24 protein-coding genes are annotated in these 19,119 nt (G+C 41.3%); 9 read left to right on the top strand and 15 right to left on the bottom strand.

Features of this window, described 5'->3' with window-relative positions:
• The first annotated feature begins 29 nt into the window (after positions 1-29).
• From ACEN9X_RS05235 to ACEN9X_RS05225, 3 genes are read left to right on the top strand one after another with little or no spacing between them, the layout of a single operon-like run.
• Positions 30-266 carry a hypothetical protein gene (locus ACEN9X_RS05235; RefSeq protein ID WP_413669401.1) on the top strand — a complete coding sequence of 79 codons (237 nt, stop codon included), beginning with the start codon at positions 30-32 and terminating at the stop codon, positions 264-266.
• Between the two features lie 58 nt (positions 267-324).
• On the top strand, positions 325-885 hold the full coding sequence (locus ACEN9X_RS05230; protein ID WP_413669400.1) for an NUDIX domain-containing protein: 561 nt from the start codon (positions 325-327) through the stop codon (positions 883-885).
• A gap of 39 nt (positions 886-924) precedes the next feature.
• Positions 925-1,656, top strand: coding sequence for a lysophospholipid acyltransferase family protein (locus ACEN9X_RS05225; protein ID WP_091217261.1), 732 nt, complete (start codon positions 925-927; stop codon positions 1,654-1,656).
• A gap of 275 nt (positions 1,657-1,931) precedes the next feature.
• Here ACEN9X_RS05225 and ACEN9X_RS05220 read toward each other — a convergent pair whose 3' ends face one another.
• A complete protein-coding gene (locus ACEN9X_RS05220; RefSeq protein WP_413669399.1) occupies positions 1,932-2,534 on the bottom strand; it encodes an REP-associated tyrosine transposase in 603 nt (200 codons plus the stop codon).
• 260 nt (positions 2,535-2,794) lie between these two features.
• Between ACEN9X_RS05220 and ACEN9X_RS05215 the strand changes: the two genes are divergently transcribed.
• The 4 genes from ACEN9X_RS05215 (at position 2,795) to ACEN9X_RS05200 (ending at position 5,315) form a co-directional block, all read left to right on the top strand.
• On the top strand, positions 2,795-3,268 hold the full coding sequence (locus ACEN9X_RS05215; RefSeq protein WP_090533971.1) for a ribonuclease H-like YkuK family protein: 474 nt from the start codon (positions 2,795-2,797) through the stop codon (positions 3,266-3,268).
• 59 nt (positions 3,269-3,327) lie between these two features.
• The gene (locus tag ACEN9X_RS05210) at positions 3,328-4,164 is read left to right on the top strand and encodes a sulfurtransferase (RefSeq protein WP_413669398.1); all 837 of its coding nucleotides are present in this window, start codon (positions 3,328-3,330) and stop codon (positions 4,162-4,164) included.
• A gap of 266 nt (positions 4,165-4,430) precedes the next feature.
• A complete protein-coding gene (locus ACEN9X_RS05205; RefSeq protein ID WP_413669397.1) occupies positions 4,431-4,901 on the top strand; it encodes an SRPBCC family protein in 471 nt (156 codons plus the stop codon).
• 117 nt (positions 4,902-5,018) lie between these two features.
• The gene (locus ACEN9X_RS05200) at positions 5,019-5,315 is read left to right on the top strand and encodes a GIY-YIG nuclease family protein (RefSeq protein ID WP_413669396.1); all 297 of its coding nucleotides are present in this window, start codon (positions 5,019-5,021) and stop codon (positions 5,313-5,315) included.
• Positions 5,316-5,427: 112 nt separating this feature from the next.
• Here the strand turns inward: ACEN9X_RS05200 and ACEN9X_RS05195 are convergent, their stop codons facing one another.
• Both ACEN9X_RS05195 and ACEN9X_RS05190 read right to left on the bottom strand, forming a co-directional pair.
• Entirely contained in the window at positions 5,428-6,606 is a 1,179-nt protein-coding gene (locus ACEN9X_RS05195; protein ID WP_413669395.1) for an MFS transporter, read from the bottom strand.
• A gap of 14 nt (positions 6,607-6,620) precedes the next feature.
• Positions 6,621-7,370, bottom strand: coding sequence for a DeoR/GlpR family DNA-binding transcription regulator (locus ACEN9X_RS05190; RefSeq protein ID WP_413669394.1), 750 nt, complete (start codon positions 7,368-7,370; stop codon positions 6,621-6,623).
• Between the two features lie 66 nt (positions 7,371-7,436).
• Here ACEN9X_RS05190 and ACEN9X_RS05185 point away from each other — a divergent pair, with 66 nt between their 5' ends.
• The gene (locus tag ACEN9X_RS05185) at positions 7,437-7,988 is read left to right on the top strand and encodes a 5' nucleotidase, NT5C type (protein WP_413669393.1); all 552 of its coding nucleotides are present in this window, start codon (positions 7,437-7,439) and stop codon (positions 7,986-7,988) included.
• 202 nt (positions 7,989-8,190) lie between these two features.
• Here the strand turns inward: ACEN9X_RS05185 and ACEN9X_RS05180 are convergent, their stop codons facing one another.
• From ACEN9X_RS05180 to ACEN9X_RS05155, 6 genes are all read right to left on the bottom strand, one after another.
• The gene (locus ACEN9X_RS05180) at positions 8,191-9,039 is read right to left on the bottom strand and encodes a hypothetical protein (protein ID WP_091217238.1); all 849 of its coding nucleotides are present in this window, start codon (positions 9,037-9,039) and stop codon (positions 8,191-8,193) included.
• A gap of 20 nt (positions 9,040-9,059) precedes the next feature.
• The gene (locus ACEN9X_RS05175) at positions 9,060-10,403 is read right to left on the bottom strand and encodes an acetylxylan esterase (RefSeq protein ID WP_413669392.1); all 1,344 of its coding nucleotides are present in this window, start codon (positions 10,401-10,403) and stop codon (positions 9,060-9,062) included.
• Positions 10,404-10,410: 7 nt separating this feature from the next.
• Positions 10,411-11,643, bottom strand: a complete 1,233-nt coding sequence (locus tag ACEN9X_RS05170) for an acyltransferase family protein (protein ID WP_413669391.1) — start codon at positions 11,641-11,643, stop codon at positions 10,411-10,413.
• 589 nt (positions 11,644-12,232) lie between these two features.
• Positions 12,233-13,189, bottom strand: a complete 957-nt coding sequence (locus ACEN9X_RS05165) for a TIGR01212 family radical SAM protein (RefSeq protein WP_413669390.1) — start codon at positions 13,187-13,189, stop codon at positions 12,233-12,235.
• A 117-nt stretch (positions 13,190-13,306) separates the two neighbouring features.
• Positions 13,307-13,774, bottom strand: a complete 468-nt coding sequence (locus tag ACEN9X_RS05160; protein ID WP_413669389.1) for a hypothetical protein — start codon at positions 13,772-13,774, stop codon at positions 13,307-13,309.
• Between the two features lie 156 nt (positions 13,775-13,930).
• Positions 13,931-14,722 carry a DUF5995 family protein gene (locus ACEN9X_RS05155; protein ID WP_413669388.1) on the bottom strand — a complete coding sequence of 264 codons (792 nt, stop codon included), beginning with the start codon at positions 14,720-14,722 and terminating at the stop codon, positions 13,931-13,933.
• 169 nt (positions 14,723-14,891) lie between these two features.
• On the opposite strand from ACEN9X_RS05155, the gene ACEN9X_RS05150 reads away from it, so the two are divergent.
• Entirely contained in the window at positions 14,892-15,656 is a 765-nt protein-coding gene (locus ACEN9X_RS05150) for a hypothetical protein (RefSeq protein WP_413669387.1), read from the top strand.
• A gap of 592 nt (positions 15,657-16,248) precedes the next feature.
• On the opposite strand, the gene ACEN9X_RS05145 is transcribed toward ACEN9X_RS05150, so the two are convergent.
• The 6 genes from ACEN9X_RS05145 to ACEN9X_RS05120 all read right to left on the bottom strand — a co-directional run bounded on the left by ACEN9X_RS05145 (position 16,249) and on the right by ACEN9X_RS05120 (position 19,084).
• A complete protein-coding gene (locus ACEN9X_RS05145; protein WP_413669386.1) occupies positions 16,249-16,533 on the bottom strand; it encodes a hypothetical protein in 285 nt (94 codons plus the stop codon).
• Between the two features lie 70 nt (positions 16,534-16,603).
• Positions 16,604-17,095, bottom strand: a complete 492-nt coding sequence (locus tag ACEN9X_RS05140; RefSeq protein ID WP_413669385.1) for a hypothetical protein — start codon at positions 17,093-17,095, stop codon at positions 16,604-16,606.
• 62 nt (positions 17,096-17,157) lie between these two features.
• On the bottom strand, positions 17,158-17,466 hold the full coding sequence (locus tag ACEN9X_RS05135) for a hypothetical protein (protein ID WP_413669384.1): 309 nt from the start codon (positions 17,464-17,466) through the stop codon (positions 17,158-17,160).
• Between the two features lie 30 nt (positions 17,467-17,496).
• Positions 17,497-18,036: a hypothetical protein gene (locus ACEN9X_RS05130; protein WP_413669383.1), complete on the bottom strand. Its 540-nt coding sequence runs from the start codon at positions 18,034-18,036 to the stop codon at positions 17,497-17,499.
• A gap of 20 nt (positions 18,037-18,056) precedes the next feature.
• Positions 18,057-18,449 carry a hypothetical protein gene (locus tag ACEN9X_RS05125; protein WP_413669382.1) on the bottom strand — a complete coding sequence of 131 codons (393 nt, stop codon included), beginning with the start codon at positions 18,447-18,449 and terminating at the stop codon, positions 18,057-18,059.
• Positions 18,450-18,484: 35 nt separating this feature from the next.
• On the bottom strand, positions 18,485-19,084 hold the full coding sequence (locus ACEN9X_RS05120) for a hypothetical protein (RefSeq protein ID WP_413669381.1): 600 nt from the start codon (positions 19,082-19,084) through the stop codon (positions 18,485-18,487).
• Positions 19,085-19,119 lie beyond the last annotated feature (35 nt).

The raw sequence follows: 19,119 nt of genomic DNA, 5'->3' as shown, positions 1-19,119 counted from the left end.
GAGTAGTTTACTATTTTTAAATAGCACCCATGACTGCCGAAAAGATGATCATTGTAACCGGTAAGCAATACCTTGAGCTAAAACAAAGTTTAGAAAGCGGCGAGGGGCTTACCTATAATATAGGCACCGATAAACAGCCCGAAATAGTGAGGATCACCAATATTTACATGGACACTGATCCTGACTTTACCCGCAACCCGCGGCAGTTTGCCCGCATGCATGAAGACCTGAACGTGCAGGTAAAGCTGGAGTATCTGGCGGAGTAGGTAAACTTTTCCCGGCCGGTTATTCCTCAATCTAATCATAATCGTTTATTTTTAGGCCATGCATCACCCTGAAGATAACCCCTGGAAAATAACGTCCCAAAAAAACATCTACGATAACCCCTGGATCAACCTAACCGAATTTCAGGTCATAAATCCCGCCGGTAACCCCGGCATTTATGGTAGGGTACACTATAAAAATTTAGCTATCGGTGTTTTACCCTTAGATGCTGAGTTTAATACCTACCTGGTAGGGCAATTTCGCTTTGTATTAAATCAGTACAGTTGGGAAATGCCGGAAGGCGGCGGTCCGGAGGGTACTGATCCGCTTGAATCAGCCAAACGTGAATTATTGGAAGAGACCGGTTTAAAGGCCTCGCAATGGACAGAAATTCAGCGCTTGCACCTTAGTAATTCGGTAAGTGATGAGCTAAGCATATTATACCTGGCCCGCGGCCTTGAGCAGTTTGAAGCCGAACCCGAAGAAACCGAACAACTCATCATCAAAAAGGTGCCTTTTGCCGAAATGTACCGCATGGTTTGCGATGGCGAAATTACCGATGCCATGACTGTAGCTGCGGTACTTAAAGTGCAACTGCTGTTAACAGAAAACCGTTTGTAAATTACAGCATTACTGAAAAAAATATAACTTTGCTCATTGATGAAGAAGTTATTAGGCTATATCCTGTCGCCCTTTGCCATAATTGCATTTTTTTTAGCCCTGGTTGTTTTTCAGCCTATCCAGTGGATCGCTTTTCGTTTTTTTGGCTATGCAGCGCATAAACGTACTGTTGATATCCTGAACCTATGCCTGTTCCGCACTTTTTATATCACGGGCGATACGGTAACTTTTATCAATAAACAAAATTTGCCTGTGGGCAGGCCAATTATATTTTTAGCCAATCATCAGAGTTTGCTTGATATACCACCATTGATTTATTACCTGCGCAAATATCACGCTAAGTTTGTTTCTAAAATAGAACTTACCAAAGGCATTCCTTCTATCAGCTATAACCTGAAACATGGTGGCGGGGCCAATATCGACAGGAAGGATCACCGGCAGGCTACTACAGAAATGATGAAGCTGGGTGAGCGTATGAAAGCCAATAACTGGTCGGCAGTGATTTTCCCCGAAGGTACCCGTTCTAAAGACGGTGTAGTGCGGTCTTTTCAACCGGGAGGTGTTGCTATGCTTCTGAAAAAATGCCCGGAGGCGTTACTGGTGCCTATCGCGATAAAAGACAGCTGGAAAGTTGTACGGTATGGCTTTTATCCGCTTAATACCTTTATATCCATGACCTGGACAGTACTTGAACCCATTGAGCCCGGTAAAACCCCGGTTGGCGATCTGGTACTTGAAGCCGAGAACAGGATCAAAGCGGCGTTATCTTAATTTCGGATTTCGGAATTTCGATCTCGGATTTTTTTTATTTCCCGTTCTGTCAGTACCCTCTGTGAGTTTAAGTTCCGTCCCATTGGGGTCTTTCGCAGATTTAAGTTAACCCACAAAATTCATCAACTGAAATTTCAGTTCCATCAGTGTCTCTCGCAGAGGACCCTGATGATCTGCGCCAGCCAGCTGCTGTTTTAAAGCAGTCCTATTGGTTTCCGTCCCATCAGGGTCTCTCGCAGAGGACCCTGATGTTCTACGCCATGCCAGCTGTTGTTTTAAAATCCCACTGGTTTCACGTGATTCATGTCTGTCCAAAAATCCCGATAATCTGTAATGGGTATTGACTCATGAAGCCTTGCGGAATAATAAAAAGTCGCACTGCTATATGGATATTTGGTAAAGTCATTGCATAGTGACCACCTGCCGGATACCGGATTATGATGTATATAATCTAATTTTTGATGTAGAAACGCAGTGGAGTATATGGGCTTGGCATCAAATGATGGTTCAAAAACTTTATGCTTTTGTCCTTTGGCTTTTTCTTTTTCAGTACATGCCGCCGAAAGTTGGTCAAGGATATCGGTTTTGCCTAATTCAGTTGGTTTTTTAACAAGCTCATAAGCCATGAATCTTTTGCCATTACTGATTATCTTATTAAGGTCCACCTCTGTATCAGGCATTTTATGAATCAGATGAACATGATTAGGCATCAATACAAATGCATGAGTTTGCACCTGGTAACGTTCTGCTATAAACTTTAACCAACCATATAGTATGTTATACGACTGTGTGATCTCGAATAAAGGAATCCAGTTGTAACACGTAAATGTTATAAACCAGGTTTCACCTTGATCGTTGTGTAGGGTATGGGTGGCCATGGTTAAATATAAAGATAATTATGGATCTAATGATGATGAACCTCAGGGTCCTCTCCGAGAGACCCTGAGGGAACAAAGAAAATTCCTTCCTTTAAAATTCCGAAATCCCAAATCCGACATCCGAAATACAATTAATCTGTTAATAATCAGTTAAATGTTAACAAATAAATCATATCATATTTACGTTAATATGAAACGTTATCGCTTATTTTTATAGACCCATAAAAGAGGTCGCCTAAAATTTACCTAAAATAATTTTTATGACCTGGAGAAAATTCAGCGGCGAAGTAATCCAATCGCCCATTATGGAAGAGGTTGAAAAGGCAATTGAACGCGAAGCCCTCCTTGGTAACAAGCTAAAAGTATGTATTGGCACCGACTCACAAGTTAAAGGATCTGTAACAGATTTTGCAACCGTGATCGTGTTCCTGCGCGAAAAACGCGGCGCTTTCATGTTCATACACCAGGAGCGTACTTCGCAAAAAATGAGCATTAAAGAAAGGATGCTGAGCGAAGTTCAGAAGTCTATCGATATTGCTTATAAACTTTGCGATTTGCTTGACCTGTATGATGTGGAGCTTGAGGTACATGCCGACATTAACACCAACCCAATGTTTAAAAGTAACGCAGCCCTGCATGAGGCTATGGGTTACATCCTGAGCATGGGCTTTGTGTTTAAAGCCAAGCCCGAAGCTTTCGCAAGTTCATACTGTGCAAACAAAATAGTGCAGTAAATTTGCCGAAACTAAAGCGGTGTATCTATATTTGATATTAAAACATATCAGATATACCTATGTCGCCACTTATTGAAATCAACGACCCGGCTTTAGCCGCACAGGATACTATTCTTATTGATACCCGCGGAGGGCAGGACTCTTACCAGCGTTACCTGGCAGGCCATTTAAACCACGCCATTTACGCCGACCTTGATCAGCACCTTACCACTAAACCCGATGATCCAGCCTTTGGCGGCAGGCATCCGCTACCTAATATACAGGAGTTTGCTGTACTGTTAGGTAACTGGGGTATTACACCTAAGAGCCACGTTGTGGTTTATGATGACAAATCGGGTGCTTTCAGCGCGTCGCGTTTATGGTGGATGTTGAGGGCAATTGGCCATGAAAACGTACAGGTATTAAATGGTGGATTACAGGCTGCTAAAGATGCCGGTGTAGCGCTAAACACTGAAGCTTACACTCCTGTTGCGGTTGATCCGTATCCGGTAACACACGAGTATGCAAATACTGTTGAAATTGCTGAAGCTGGCGAAGCTGCACAGGATCCTTCAAGATTAGTAATTGATGTGCGTGAAACGCCGCGTTATTTAGGCCAAACCGAACCTTTGGATTTGATAGCCGGTCACATCCCCGGTGCATTAAACCTGCCTTATATCAACAACCTGGGTGCCGACGGTAAGTACTTACCTGCTGATGAGTTACGAAAGGCATACGATGCAGCAATTGGTGAGGTAGCGCATGACCAGGTGATTGTTCACTGCGGATCTGGCGTTACAGCCTGCCATACCCTGCTGGGTATGGATTACGCAGGTATCAGCGGCCCTAAGCTTTATGTTGGCTCCTGGAGCGAATGGTCGAGAAGGGATTTGCCGATAGGGAAGGAAGAGCGGTAAAAATAGATATTATGTCATTGCGAGGCACGAAGCAATCGCACGGAAGCAGGGTCGCCCTGTATAGCATGCGATTGCCACGCTGCGCTCGCAATGACATGGTTTTTATTCCAGCCGAGTGGCAATTATTCCCAGGCCTCTGGCCTGCGTGATACCCGGCGGCCGGGAGGCCGCTTGATAGTTACCACCCGGCTGGAGCCGAGCGGTGGCTTGCTTTTTTATTACTATTTATTGCCGTAACTTTCCCGCTTTATCCTTGTTACCACATTGTGAAAACATACGTTTTAAAAAGAGAACAATCTATTCCCATTGGCATTGAACAGGCCTGGGATTTTTTCTCATCGCCATTAAATCTGGCTAAGATCACTCCGAATGATATGCGTTTCGTAGTAACTTCTGATTATACAGAAACAACTAAAATGTATGCGGGAATGATCATCACCTATAAAATATCACCGTTGTTAGGCATCAACATGAACTGGATGACGGAGATCACCCACGTTGATGATAAAAAATATTTTGTTGATGAGCAGCGTTTCGGCCCTTACGCTTTATGGCACCATCAGCACCATTTTAAAATTATTGAAGGCGGTGTACAGATGACAGATCTGTTGCATTACGCTATTCCCTATGGAGTAATAGGCCAGTTAGCGAATGCTGTTTTTGTTAAAGGAAAGGTAGAGCAGATATTTGATTACAGGGTAAAAGCGATAGAGGAGCTGTTTGGGAAATACAAGTAACTGCCGCGGAATTACCTAACTGCCGCAGAATCACCTCCATGTCATTGCGAGCGCAGCGTGGCAACCACATGCTTTACAGAGCCGCTGTGATATTGCAGCATTTTGTAAATTAACCACATGAAACTACACCAATACTATGTTCAGATCATTACGAACCAGGCAAACACGGTATTATATGTTGGTGTAACCAATGATATTAAAAACCGTATATCCGAGCATAAGCTGAAAATATTTAAGGGATTCACAGCAATGTATAATTGCAATAAGCTGGTTTACTTTGAAGATTTTCAATGGATTCAGGATGCTATCGCAAGGGAAAAGCAATTAAAAGCAGGTTCACGTCAAAAAAAGATTGACCTGATTATTGCAGATAATCCATTGTGGAACGATTTGAGCGATGGGTGGTATGATTGATGGCGAGCAATACAATAATGCGTAGTGTGCCTTGTGTGATTGCTCTGCCTAGCATGCGGTTGCCGCGCTGCGCTCGCAATGACATATTATTTAATCACGGCAGATTATAATTTTATTCCCCCGCCAACACAGCCTCTTCTTCAACTACCTTAACTTTTTGCCTGCTAAGCGTCAACGCAAACACTGCTCCTGTTGAGGCCATGATCACGCCGACAATTTCAGGAGAAGTAAAGCCTAAGCCCCAGGCAATGGGCAGGCCACCCAGAAAAGCACCCAAGGCGTTACCGATGTTAAAAGCAGCCTGTGTAGCTGCTGCGCCGAGCATTTCGGCACCTTTGGCAGTATTGATCATTAAGGTTTGAATAGGCGATCCCGCGGCCATTGAAAGCCCGCCTGTTATAAATGTCATGACAAGCGACAGGATCTGATTTTGCGACACAAAGAAGATCACAACCAGCGATATAGCCATGGTGATCATCAATATCAAGCAGGCTTTTACCGGGGAAACTTTATCCGCCAGTTTACCACCAACAAAATTGCCTACCACCATGCCCAGGCCTGCTAATACCAAAACATAAGGCACGCTGCTGGCCGAAAACTTCGATACCTCGGTCATGAGCGGGGCGATGTAGCTGATCCAGGCAAAAAGTCCGCCTGTACCAATGGCTGTTAAACCGATGATGAGCCATGCCTGTTTTTTTCTGAAAAATGAAAGCTCCGAGCGTATGTTTCCTGCATTATTGGGGGCCAACTGTGGCAGCCATAACTGGATAAATGTTAACGTAATTAAACCTATTGCTGCTATCATCCCAAAAGTATATCGCCATGAATAATGATGGCCTATATAAGTACCCAGCGGAACGGTGAGCAGGTTAGCAATGGTAAGCCCGGCAAACATGACAGATATGGCCTGGGCCTGTTTGCCTTTGTCGGCAAGGCGGGTAGCTACTACCGAGCCCACGCCAAAGAACGCGCCATGTGGTAAACCTGCTAATAGCCTCGAAAACAATAAAACGTAATGATTGGGAGCAAAGGCCGAACATGCATTAAAAACTGTAAAAATAATCATCAATACAGTCAGGATCTTTTTAGGCGGATAACTGCTGGTAAAGGCAACCAATAACGGTGCGCCAATAACCACACCTAATGCGTATGCCGAAATCAGGTGCCCTGCAACGGGGATGCTGGTATGAAAATCATTGGCAATATCAGGCAGCATGCCCATCATCACAAATTCGGTAGTGCCAATACCAAGGCCGCCTAAGGTTAGTGGTAGTAAACTCTTTTTCACGTTGTTGTTTTATATTAAATGATATTGATGCCTGCTTCCCTGTATGCAGAGAGTTCTTCATCGTCGGGAGATACATCGGTAATGATGGTGTCCAGTTCTGTCACCGGCCCTATGTAGTAAGGATCGGCCTTGTTTATTTTTTCTAAGGTGGATAGGGCGATGGTTTCTTTCGATACCTCGATCATCGTTTTCTTGATCTCGGCCTCTTCATAATCCCTGGTGGTGATGCCGATGGTAGGGTGTACACTGCAGATCCCAAAAATGCAAAGATCGGCGCGGATGTTCCTGAACGCATTGATGGTTTCGTGGCCGATAGTGGTGAACGATGATTTATACAGGCGACCTCCTGCAAATATTACTTCAACCGTTGGGTGGTCTTCAAGCGCGCTGGCAACAGGAAAACTGTTGGTAACCACGGTGATCCTTAAATCATCCGGCAGACTTTGGGCTACCGCCAGGGTTGATGTACCGCCATCGAAAAGTACTACCTGCCCGTCTTTCAAAAAGCTTAATACTTTAGATGCGATGACTTTCTTAGAGGCAACATCATGCTTTTCCCTCGCCCGGTAGTGGTGCGGAATGGGGGAATGTGCAACCGCGCCGCCCCTTACTGCCGTTAGCAGCTTCTGATCGGCTAATACTTTGATGTCGCGGCGTACGGTATCTTCCGAAACATTGAGTTTCTCACTCAGTTCGGCAAGCATAACCTTGTTATCTTTTGATACGTGATCTAATATGATCTGGAGTCTTTCTTCTCTTACCATGTTTGCAATATGATGCAAAGTTATAATTAATTTGCAAAATATTGCAATTATACTTTGCTTTGTTGCATGAAAACGCAAGAAAAGAGAACCATTGCTATCGATATGGATGGTGTTATGGCCGATGTCGAGCCGCAACTGATCAAATATTACGAACAGTTGTATGGCGTTACAACAACCCTTGAAGCTATAGACGGCTTATCCCATGCGGAGGCTTTTCCGCTGGATGCTGTAACGAAGGCTTCCCTGAACTTACCCGGTTTTTTTCGCACGCTACCGGTTATGCCAGGCGCTATTGAGGCAGTTAAAAAGCTGATGGAAGATTACGAGGTTTACATTGTATCGGCCGCTACGGAATTCCCGCTGTCGCTATTCGAAAAATTGGAATGGCTTCAGGAGTATTTCCCGTTTATTAGCTGGCGCAATATTGTGCTGTGCGGTGATAAAAGCATCATCCATACCGATTACATGATAGATGACCATTGTAAAAACCTCGACTACTGCAGCGGTAAGGCGATCATGTTCAATGCCCATCACAACAAAAATGAACATCAGCACATACGGGTCCACAATTGGGATGAAGTATTAAACCTATTTGAAAAAGAGGTGCAGGAAGCCTGACGAAGTGTTTAAAGAACCATTTATATAAAGTGTAAGAATCATTGCCGTTGACTTTAGTCGACGGAATAATGACTGAAAAACAAGGGCTTTAGCCAAAATACCGCTTGAATAATTGGGCTGAAGCCCGCAATAGTATTTCCTTTCACCGTTGACTAAAGTCAACGGCAATGAATACTTTTCATTGTAAATAGCTCTGGAGGGCTTATTTCGTATCTATCCGGTAATTAAGTGATGCCGAAAAATTGGTGCCTGCGCCGGTGTTGCGGCCTGTAACAAAGGTGCCGCCTGTTAAAAACAGCGACAGGCTTTTGGCGAATGCGTGGCCATAGCTCAACGATACCTGGTTAAAGGCAAAGTTTTTACTGGCGCTTGGATTCACGTTAAAATCCTTGTTGATACTGGTAGCATAAAAGCCGCCTACGCTTAGGGAGATCTGCTCGCGGAATTTTTTATCAAGCGTTAAGCCGTATGTAGCATTGTACCTGTCCTGAAAAACGCTTTCGTAGCCAAAGTATTCACGTACACCATTTTCAAGGATAAAAAATGAGTTTTTGCCAAATAAATGCCCGCTACCTGCAAAGGCCAGTTTAAGTTCGGCCCCTTTTTGGTTATACCCCAATGCCGTATTGGTATACATAGGTACAATAGCTGTACCCTGTAAGCTGAAATAATATTTATAATTGATGTTGGCCAGGTAGTACCTGATACCCACTTCCAGATCCTGGAAACCTGAGCTTTTGCTTGTGCCCAAATCGGTACTAAAAGTGTTCATTACATAAGGCGCCAGTACCGAAAGGGTGAACTTGCGGCTTAATCCAACTTCTGAATATAAAGAATAGCTCCATGAACTGAATTTGCCGTTGTTGGCAAAGGCTCCTTTATGGCTGTCGGCATCCCAGGCTTTATTAGCAAAAAAGTAAGTTGCCGACGGCGACAGCGAGATCCTGCCCGGCCTTACCGGGAAACCTCCTGCATAACTTTTGCCTGTAGCTAAGGCCAATATCACTATCCCCGCGAGCAAATATTTTGATAAAGTATTTTTCAAGGTCATGTGTGTAGATTTTAAAAGTTTTAAAACAAACCAAAGGTATCGCGCATCCAACGGCCCTCATAATCCTTGTATACCTGGCTTACTTCGTGTGCAAGGTTTTTAAATACCAATACGTGTTTATCACCATGCATTGAATTAAATACGGCGTAACCGTTGTTTGGTGGTACGTAAGGGTCTAAAAGACCTAAGCCCAAAATAGTTGGGCATTTTATGGTTGTTGCAAAGTTTTTGGTATCGTAATAATCGAGATTGTTTAATACCTGGTTGAAAGTTACACCCGGCTTGCTTAACGTATATTTTTTAATATCGTTGATGGGCCATTCAACAGCGCCAACCAAATTGCGGATATCGCTCATGATAGGGTTTTGCGCCGAGCAAAGCGTTACCCGATGATCAAGCCCTGCAAGTGCAATGGATAAATATCCGCCCATGCTACCACCTGTGGCCAGGATCTGATCATGCCTCAGGTTAGGCTGTGCGTAAATAAAATCAACGGCACGTACGCAATCCATAATTACGCCGCGCATTACGTATTTGTTTTTATCCTCAATGTGGTAGGAGATAAAGGCATCGCGTTCGGTGTGGATCACATCGCGGCTGGTACCTTGTCCGCGGGTATTAAGGGTAATGATTACCAGGTCGGGGTCGAGGCCTACTATAGGGTATAGCTTTACCTGGTAACCAGGTAAGCCAAGCAGTACCGAAAATTTCTTGTTTTTATTTTTGCTGATGGGCACCGTCATATAACCGCGTATGGTAAGGTTATCCAGCGATTTCATCTCTATTTCGTAAACCTTGCGGTTTTCGGTGTTCATGGATGGTATCTCGGTAATTTTATAGTTGGGTTTTACCCTGGCCAGCTCATCTTTGGCGGTTTGCCAAAACTGGTCAAAATCGGCAGGTTTGGCATATTGCGACCTGATCTCATCTGGCCTGATCCCGAAAGCGCGACGCGTGGTATCGTCATAATCGCTCACGTTGATCATCATATTAACCTTGTAAAAACCTGTTTTTAGGTTAGGTACATCAAAATCATATTTGGAAGTGCTTTTTTTGGCGAGGTTTACCGGTTTCGACAGTGTTTTTACAACCTGTCCTTTATCAGTGGTGATATTGTATGATATGGTACCTTCCTGGTTGGTATTGTAGGTGTTTTTAACTTCAAAACTAAAAGAGGCGGTGGAGCTAAATTCGCCATCCTTATTGTTGATAGTTAATACGGTTGATACCTCATCGCCACCACCGCTTTTATCGTTGGCTTCGGCTGTTTCTTTTTCGGTTTCCTGGGCCACGGCCGGTCTCACGGCACCTATGGTCAATAATGCGAAAGCTATGATCAGTAATTTATTAGCGTTTTTTAGCATGTTATATTTAGGCTTTAATCTTAGCTGATTCATTTTCGGGATTGCGTGCTTTGTTTTTGATCAGGAAATCGGACCTGCGGATATAATGATTAAGCGGTTCTTCAATTAACTTAAACAACGTTATTGAAACGATATTTAAAACGATGAACGCATATAAAAGGTTTAAACTATCGTACTCAAACGGCGAATGCCAATCCACCCCCCATTTGTCATAAAGCTCAAAAACATAGTCATTAAGGCTGTTCATTCCATGATGTATAAAATTGTACATATAGCCTAAATGAACCAGGTAAAATATATACGAGCTTTTGCCCAGCAGCTCAATAAAAGGGTGCGCTAAAAACTTTTTAAGCAGGGTGGTTTCAGTAAGCAAGCCATAAAAGAAAATGGCAATTGCCGTAGCCAGCAAATAGTTATTGGTGACAATACCCCATGGGTTATGCAAACCGGCTTCATAGCCTTTCGGAATAGTTAAGGTCGACATGATCCACACACAAAAGAAGATCATGAAAAAACCCAGGTAAGTGAATTTCTTTTTGCTTGTGCCAGCCAGTTTTTGCTTCCGAACGATGAGGGCCAGTTGAATACCTGCGAAAAACTCGAAGCATCGGCCTAAAAAGGTGTACAACATCATGAATGTAAAGTTGCCGAAGAAACCGAACCAGTTTACGCGGCTAAAAATCAATACGAGTATAACACCTAAGCCTGTTACCGCGATAGGCTGGATATAAAACTTTCTGTATTTAGTAGCTATCAGGAAAATGAACGGCGCCGAAAAGTAAAAACACTCTTCAACAGTGAGCGACCAGCCCTGGGCAATGCCTGTAAATTTAAACTGATCAAAAAAGCCACGTATAAAAACGATGTTCATGAAAAACATAACCACCGGGTTTTGCCCCGCCGTTACCGTTTGATTTTGCGTAAAATGATAAGCTATGAACGCCCCAATAGTAAGCAGTGCATACATGGGATAAATACGGGCTACCCTGTTTTTAAGGTATTGTAAAAACCAGGCTTTGGTTAATTTAAAGCTGTCAAAATACCTAAAAGCTATCAAAAAGCCCGAAAGCACAAAGAAGATAGTAACGCCGATATGGAACTCGTTAAAGAACCGTTGCACAGAGTGGGGAAATTTTTCATCAAACACATATGCAAAATGCGAGATAAAAACCAGGTAAGCAGCCATGGCCCGCACACCGGTTAATGCCGGGATATAATTGGATTGCGCTCTTTGTGACAAAATAGACGTATTTTAACTTTCAGATCAATTTAATTATACGTAAATGTTTGCAAAATGGATACCAATGTTGAATAAGTAAGGGGTGAATTAAGTGGTAGTAGCAGTTTTTAGTGGCAGTAAGCAGTTTGCTTATTCGTTAAACCTGAACCGGGATTTGGGGGGATTTGTCGGATTGATGGATTTTGCCTGCAAATATCTGTTCGGAAGATGAAGTTATATTTAAATAAAATATGTCATTGCGAGGAACCACCAAGGAATCCCCGGAAAAAATCGTAATGACGTGCAAGATATTTTTTAGAGATGGTGCGCTGGGCTGCGTTAGGGATGGGAGCGGATACCGGCCTCGTGGCTAAGGCTTGTGTAGTATGAGCGTACAGCCCGGGCCGCAGGCAACGCCCATATTATAAAATCCACTCAAAAAAACATACTTAATAATCTGCGCCGTTGTTGGTGTTGTCACCAACAACTCCTATTTATTCAATAGATCATATTTTTTAATTACGTTATCATTGATAAGCCGATGGGCAATGTTGTTGGTGACAACACCAACAACGGCGAGAGTATAAAAAATCTCGCCAATCCTAAAATCTTATAAAGCAAGGTTCAGCCGACTTCCCTGCACCACACCCTTGCTTAAAATCTTTTGATCAATGTAATACTGGATCTCCGATTTTTTCAATCCCCAGTTGGGGGCGATGAGCAGTTCGCGGTCGCTGAGGCCGAAGAGGCGCTGGATTACGATGTCCGGGCGAACAAGGGGTAGCAGTTCGCACAGAAAATCGGCATATTCATCAATGCCAAACAGGCGGAACGGTTCGCGTTTGTATTTTACGCCCATTACCGAACCCTCAACAATATGCAGGTGGTGGAATTTTACAAACTTGATCTGTTTAAAGCGATTGATCTCGTCGGCATATTTCAGCATCATCTCCTTAGTTTCCCATGGGAAACCGAAGATGGTATGTACACAAATATCCAGTTTGGAATTTTCGACCAAAGCAAGCGCTTTCACCAGCTCCTCGTGGCTGCAGCCGCGGTTAATCTGGTTCAGGGTATCGTTGTAGATACTTTCCATGCCCATTTCAAGGTCAACATCAAAACGGTCGGTATAGCTTTCCAACAGGGCAATCTTTTCGGCATCAATACAATCAGGGCGGGTACCTACCGATAGGCCCACAATATCTTCAGTGCCATAGCTTAGTGCCTCGTCATACATCATTTTAAGATAATGAGCCGGCGCATAAGTATTGGTGTTGGGCTGAAAGTAAATAATAAATTTATCGGCCTTATTACCTTTGCGGGCACGTTCCATACCTTCCTCAACCTGTTGCCTTACAGTGGGGGCATTGCGGCTAACCGAGGGGGTAAAGGAATCAACATTACAATAAGTACAACCGCCGTAGCCTTTTGAGCCGTCACGGTTGGGGCAGGTAAAACCACCATCAACAATTACTTTAAACACGCGATGGCCTTTGTATTTTTCCTTAAGCCAGGGCCCGTAATTGTTATAGCCTTTTTCCCAGGTTGTTATTGCTTGCTGTTCCACTTTGCTTTCCTTGATTTTGACGACTTGTTTTGATTTGATCGATCAGGCGGCAAAGATAATGAATTTTTAGCGACGTAACTATTGAGCTACACCTTGTGTACCAGGCATTAGAATTGTTTAATTGCTAAGTTTAAAATAATGATCAATCTCGACTTCTTTATAGACATTGCCTTTCGAATCAACGTCAACATTTTGGTAAAACAAAATCAGTTCATTAGTCGTAAGTGATTTTATTTCAAACGAAAAATCGTTTCCAGGGTAGGTAGCGGCCCCATCTTTAACAGAAAATGTGTGGAAGGATAGTGTTTTGTCACTCAAAATATAAGTATAGGGTATTGTCAAAGTGGTCCATTTTTCAATCCCGGTTCCATCGGCTTTAAAATCGTAAGAATCACCCTGGGCATTTGTTATATGTGTTTTGGTAAGTTTATCGTTGGTATACTCGCGGATGGTATCTTTTGCGTTTCCCCATTTGCCAATAATAAGGGTTTTGAAATCGGGTTTTGAGGGAGTTGGATTGTTGTTTTTGCTGCCGCAACCGAAAAATATCAATGCGCATGCGCACAGAAGCAGGGTTTTATTCATTTTTGTGATAAGGATTTAAATACACTGCAATATATTTAATTAAAATGATCTACGGCTGGTTGTTTTCGTAACGATCGCTATTTCAGGCGGATATTTTTTATTCTTGTGGTTTTTAGTGGTCGGAATTTTAATAGCTCAACTTTTGCCCAGACTAATTTAATTCACCTTTAGATAAGCCTTTTTGTAAGTGCTCAGGATCTCGGTTATTTTGGATGGGTCCCGCTTTTCGAACAGGTGGATTACCCATACCGTAAAACGCAGCATGCCTACCGGGTTAACAATCCCTAAACCCAGTTTGTTGATATCATTATCCCTGCTGGCTATTTGTTTAGGATAGGCATCCCCGGTACGGGTAAACAGGTCTTCGGCAAAGCACCAGGCGCCGTCGCGGGCATTGCTCAGGGCAAACTGAATGAGGATGGAATTATTTTGCGCATGCAGGCCTGCCAGTGATAACAAGGGTGAGATCTGGTTCAGCTCGCTGATCACCTCGTAGGTAAGTGCCGAAAGTATGGTGTTGATGGAATTAAAATCTTTATGCACTTCGCTTAGCGGCTGATTGAGCTTACGGGCTACTTCTACAACGGCAACACCCAAATCAAGGTTGATATGCGCGTTCATGCCGATGAGCAGGTGCTGTAATACCAGTTTTGACGATTTGCTAAAAATGCCGAAAGCAAGCTGCCAGCAATTAGAACAGGGTTGCTTTTGCTGCCAGCTACGGTAGGCCGCAATATACCTGTTAGCGAAAATCACATCCAGTTGCTCCATACGGGTGGGGTTTTCAAACTCGCCGTTTTGGATGCCTTCTCTTACCTTGCAGGTAACCTTATGATACAGCGCTGCAAAATACCCGGCCCTGCTGTCGGTTTTTATGGCGTCGGCAATAATGGCTTCTAACTGTTCAATAATTTGATCAATAGTTTGGGCTTGTGCAATAGGTTCCATAAAGGCAGATAAGTTCAGGGGAATTTAACTGTTTTAAAGATAGGATTTTTGTTGATGGCTTGTACATCAGGTTTTTAAACGTGACGAAAAGCGTATTCGTTACTGTCTTATTAATTAATGATTTATATTTATACCTGTTTTCTTTAATGTTCTAAAATAAACCTTACCTATGACTTCAGAACAGTTAACAACAGAGATAGATGGCCTTAGAAAAGAGCTGGCCAAGCTTAAAGAAACTTCGGACGAGGATAAGAAAAAGGATTTCTGGCTCAAGTTTTTTTCGTCCATCTTTTTGCCGCTGGCTATTACCGCATCGGGCTATTGGTTTTCGCAGGCCATAAAAAAGCAGGATATGGAGCAATCGCGCGATCATGATGTGCTCGCCAATCAGCAGTATCAGCAGCAAATGCAGCTATCCATACAAAGCCAGCGACTGGAAACCTATAAATTTATCACCCCGCTGCTGGAAATTATGGTAAACAACCCCGATCCGCAAAAGCGTGTTTATGCAGCCAAAGTTATCACCGAAGTACTGCCGAATGAGGCTCCCGAGCTTTTAAAAACGGCTATTGCATCTGATCCTGCAAATACCAAAAAGTATCAAAGCGCGTTTGACAGCACGCAGGTAAAACTGGTAGCAGGTTTGTTTTCAGATAACGCCTCAACCCGCACAAACAGCGCCAATGATATTATGGTGAACTGGTATAAAACCTCAAGCATAGTACCGCAACTCATTGATTATGCATCACAAAATATGAATAATACCAATGGCATTTTTAATACCGTAGTTGTACTGCAAAATATGCATGGTAATGTTTTGAAAGCCAATAAAGCTAAAATCCAGGACTTTCTACAAAAGGTAATGAAGCTGGATAACATGCATAATACGGTTGCTAATGCAAAAGATCTGTATAAAGCTTTAAATACACTGTAATTTACTGCACAAATAAGTGTGAAGTTATTTTGATTTTGGTGCTTGTTTAAGGTTATTAATAATAATATCCTAATTTTTTAATCTAAAAGAAATAATAATTGCAAAAGTGCCTTTTTGTTATCGGGAAACGGCTATTTGATAAAACTAAAGCATGTTTTATACGTACTAATTATAGTATTAATTAATTATTCACCTAAAAATTAAACACTATGATTACGTTATTAATAGCATTAAGCGCAAGTGCATTATGCGGTTTTTTTGTTGCGCACAGTACAAATGAAAATGAATGTTAAATGTAATAGGTTAAACAGGGTAATTATGTGAAAAGGCTGATCAGAGATGGTTAGCCTTTTTGGGTGGGTTAGATTTAGTATATGTACTGAACGCTGGTGCACGCGTGTCGCTTGTATCCTCAATGAAAAGGTATAAAGTTTAATAAGATATGACTTAATGAGATATGACGTGTTGCTAAGTATGAAAGACATAGCGATGAAGAATTGCGTGCTACTTAGCATGCGGGGCACACGCGACACGCGTGCGCCAGCGAAGGGTAGCGAAAGCCACCCTTTCTTTTTAAATCTTAAATCCGTCCTTATACTTTTTCTATATAAAAATTTAATACAAACGAATATTGGTTAGGTTTACCTACCATGCTATCTGGGTCGCTTACAGTTCTACTCATATTAGTAAAGCCATCAAAGTTTTGTTCCTCTTTCAGTCTGTATTTTATTCCATCATACACAAACGTCATTGTAGGATATAATTCGCTTTCGTGCAATATATTGTCACGTAATGCCTGTATATCAGATGTCATAAAAACACATTGGCTTTTATTCAATAAAAATTTAAAGCATACGGATAAATCGGTGTTTGTCATTTTTATATTATTTAAAACCAAAGATAATATTTAAGGTAGATTGTTTTTTCTCTTATAATGTAGACAGGTTCTAAGAACGTTTAGTGTTTTTATTAACTATCTTTTTTACTGGCAGTTTTTCTATAGGTTGTTCAATAATTTCTTTATTATCTACCGCTGTTTCTAATATTAAGCTTAAAGCGGTATTCTTTATTTCTTTCTCACCTAATGCTATATAATCACCAGAGTTATTTTTAACATACTGTATCCAGTCGGGATGTGCCCACAATGTAATTTGCCCGTAACCATTAACAGTTATATTATTAATGATGAACTTAAATTTAGCGTATTCCGCACCTACGACACCAACACCACCGTCAAACTTGCCCCAATTTTTAACTTCTACATACTTAAAATCCTTGTCGGCGCCCGAACCGTAGCCCATAGTAATTAATTGACCTTTTTTATATGTGCGATTATTGTACGTAGCGGTAGTATCTTTTGCATTAAACACAGACGTAGTTTGTGCCTTTGCTGCTATAAATGATGCTAATGCCACTAATATTATTATTACTTTTTTCATGGTTGAATTAGTTATTTTAAATAGTCTGCTACGGATTATTTTCTTTATTTTAGGAATAGGTTTTAATAATTCCAGTCTATCTCATATAGTTTATCAATAATGCGATTTGCAATATTTTGACCCTTAGATATAACTTTAAAGGTTTCCGTTGAAGCTAAACCCTGCCCTTGTTCCTCAACAACCTCTGCTATAACTTTACAAATCCCTTTCCATATCATTTGATAATCTCGCTCTGATATGAAGATTTTATCTACAACTACGCTTTCTATTTTACCCTCATAATCATACATACATTTAGCTATCCGATTTATTTCATTTTCAATGTCAACAGTTTGAGGTTTCCGCTTTTCCTTTCTACTAAATAGTCCCATCTTTATTTAAAATTCATTTATCTGTCGTTATTAATTATTAAGTTCGCTAAACAGGTCTCGCCAATTGATAAACTTACCAACTGTTTCAAATCTATTGGTGTCAATGTATCGCCCTTTGGTAACCCCTTTTTTATTTAATGATTTTAGTTCAACCAGAATTGTATCAAAAATTTCCTTATCCGTTATGGTTGGGTTTACATCAAACCGAAATGCCTCTGTTTTGTAAACTATCTTACCTTTTGAATTTTGAACAGTTCGTTTCTTTTCATTCAAGAATAGTTCCCCGGTGAATATTTGTCCATCTAAATTCAAAAGCACATACCCTACAATTTCATTAAATTTCCATGGGTAACCAATATGACTTTTATACCATTGTCTTCTAGCCTCAAACTTTTCTTCTGCTAACTTTTTACCAAAAAAGGCTTCATCTGCTGAAACTGGATTTAAAGATGTCCAATCTGCAACTTTCTTATCTAAAGTTTCTTCAAATTTCTCAGTTGATGTTCGGTAAACGGGAATTTCAAAAAGACTGTTGTTTTCAGTCAGCAAATAGGATTGAAACAAATTCATATAGATTTCTGATTAGCAGATTAATTTATAGCTATAACACCTCTCTTTTCAGGGTCATTTGACCAATGGACTTCCCATGTTCTACCATCAATTTGGTCAAGCAATATAAAAGTGAAGATATTTGGAGTTGCTTGTAAAATAAACCTACCATTCTTTTCATCATCTTTGGCGACGAAAGGAGTTGAATTTATATCGGATGTAAATCGTTTTTCAGTTTCAGCATTCCATTGAACTTTCCACATTTTACCGTTGCGTGTATCCAGTTTAATCAGGTTATAAATGTTTGTTGTAGGGAATATTCGGTAGATAACATTTTCATTGTTGGGACTGGTTAGTGCAGGAACTTCATTTGATTGTGCGCGAGCAAACGAAGCAATTAAAACAATAATGAGAATAAGTATAGGTTTTTTCATTGTGTAATAAGTTTGGTGACCACAAATATAAATCACTATCGTTTATAAAAGTATTTCAATTTGCTATCAAGCAACCTTTTAATCTTATCAATGCTTGCGGTGTTAATAGACGTTATATCCGCAACCTCAAACTCTGCTATTCTTAATGTTGGGTTTATCCCCTGATATTGCGGTAACAAATCTCTAAAGCAATCAAAGTAAGCTCTACCACAAGTTCGCCCACCCTCAAAATCAAAATCTGCACATGTTTTCTTATAACGGTATCTATCAGCTTTATGAGAATAGAGATTACAAAACCACACCCAGTCCTCTATAGAATAGTTCAGTTTTAATCCTTTTGGATAATAAGCAAAGGTGTTTAGCCTAGCTGTTGTGAAGTGTTGCAATTCATCAAATTCAAACAGGAAATTGTATTCCCCTGCAAAATAGGCATCAGGTGAAAGTTTTGTAATTCTCTTATCAGGGTTCATCCCACCCATTGAGGAATATATATCACAAATTATGTTGTAAGAGCTTTGAAAATGGGGTTGATGGTGTTTATTTACGAGCCAGTCAAATGATACAGATTTAGCATCTTCATTTAGTGCCTTACCCACCAATTCAGTAATAAAAATTTGCCTTTCTTTGGTTGCCATAAATTACAATTTACCTCAAATCCATTAGTATATTT

Source organism: Mucilaginibacter sp. Mucisp86, assembly GCF_047324315.1.
In the GTDB taxonomy this organism is placed as follows: domain Bacteria; phylum Bacteroidota; class Bacteroidia; order Sphingobacteriales; family Sphingobacteriaceae; genus Mucilaginibacter.
The sequence above is the reverse complement of the archived record's forward strand: the minus strand, read 5'-3'. Positions and strand labels throughout refer to the sequence as shown.

Bases quoted from the DNA above. Each gene is read 5' to 3' on its own strand.
- ACEN9X_RS05175 (WP_413669392.1), bottom strand. From the start codon at position 10,403: ATGCTAAAAAACGCTAATAAATTACTGATCATAGCTTTCGCATTATTG.
- ACEN9X_RS05185 (WP_413669393.1), top strand. From the start codon at position 7,437: ATGAAAACGCAAGAAAAGAGAACCATTGCTATCGATATGGATGGTGTT.
- ACEN9X_RS05120 (WP_413669381.1), bottom strand. From the start codon at position 19,084: ATGGCAACCAAAGAAAGGCAAATTTTTATTACTGAATTGGTGGGTAAG.
- ACEN9X_RS05180 (WP_091217238.1), bottom strand. From the start codon at position 9,039: ATGACCTTGAAAAATACTTTATCAAAATATTTGCTCGCGGGGATAGTG.
- ACEN9X_RS05150 (WP_413669387.1), top strand. From the start codon at position 14,892: ATGACTTCAGAACAGTTAACAACAGAGATAGATGGCCTTAGAAAAGAG.
- ACEN9X_RS05155 (WP_413669388.1), bottom strand. From the start codon at position 14,722: ATGGAACCTATTGCACAAGCCCAAACTATTGATCAAATTATTGAACAG.
- ACEN9X_RS05220 (WP_413669399.1), bottom strand. From the start codon at position 2,534: ATGGCCACCCATACCCTACACAACGATCAAGGTGAAACCTGGTTTATA.
- ACEN9X_RS05125 (WP_413669382.1), bottom strand. From the start codon at position 18,449: ATGAAAAAACCTATACTTATTCTCATTATTGTTTTAATTGCTTCGTTT.
- ACEN9X_RS05235 (WP_413669401.1), top strand. From the start codon at position 30: ATGACTGCCGAAAAGATGATCATTGTAACCGGTAAGCAATACCTTGAG.
- ACEN9X_RS05135 (WP_413669384.1), bottom strand. From the start codon at position 17,466: ATGGGACTATTTAGTAGAAAGGAAAAGCGGAAACCTCAAACTGTTGAC.
- ACEN9X_RS05145 (WP_413669386.1), bottom strand. From the start codon at position 16,533: ATGACAAACACCGATTTATCCGTATGCTTTAAATTTTTATTGAATAAA.
- ACEN9X_RS05200 (WP_413669396.1), top strand. From the start codon at position 5,019: ATGAAACTACACCAATACTATGTTCAGATCATTACGAACCAGGCAAAC.
- ACEN9X_RS05190 (WP_413669394.1), bottom strand. From the start codon at position 7,370: ATGGTAAGAGAAGAAAGACTCCAGATCATATTAGATCACGTATCAAAA.
- ACEN9X_RS05225 (WP_091217261.1), top strand. From the start codon at position 925: ATGAAGAAGTTATTAGGCTATATCCTGTCGCCCTTTGCCATAATTGCA.
- ACEN9X_RS05160 (WP_413669389.1), bottom strand. From the start codon at position 13,774: ATGAATAAAACCCTGCTTCTGTGCGCATGCGCATTGATATTTTTCGGT.
- ACEN9X_RS05130 (WP_413669383.1), bottom strand. From the start codon at position 18,036: ATGAATTTGTTTCAATCCTATTTGCTGACTGAAAACAACAGTCTTTTT.
- ACEN9X_RS05210 (WP_413669398.1), top strand. From the start codon at position 3,328: ATGTCGCCACTTATTGAAATCAACGACCCGGCTTTAGCCGCACAGGAT.
- ACEN9X_RS05215 (WP_090533971.1), top strand. From the start codon at position 2,795: ATGACCTGGAGAAAATTCAGCGGCGAAGTAATCCAATCGCCCATTATG.
- ACEN9X_RS05230 (WP_413669400.1), top strand. From the start codon at position 325: ATGCATCACCCTGAAGATAACCCCTGGAAAATAACGTCCCAAAAAAAC.
- ACEN9X_RS05140 (WP_413669385.1), bottom strand. From the start codon at position 17,095: ATGAAAAAAGTAATAATAATATTAGTGGCATTAGCATCATTTATAGCA.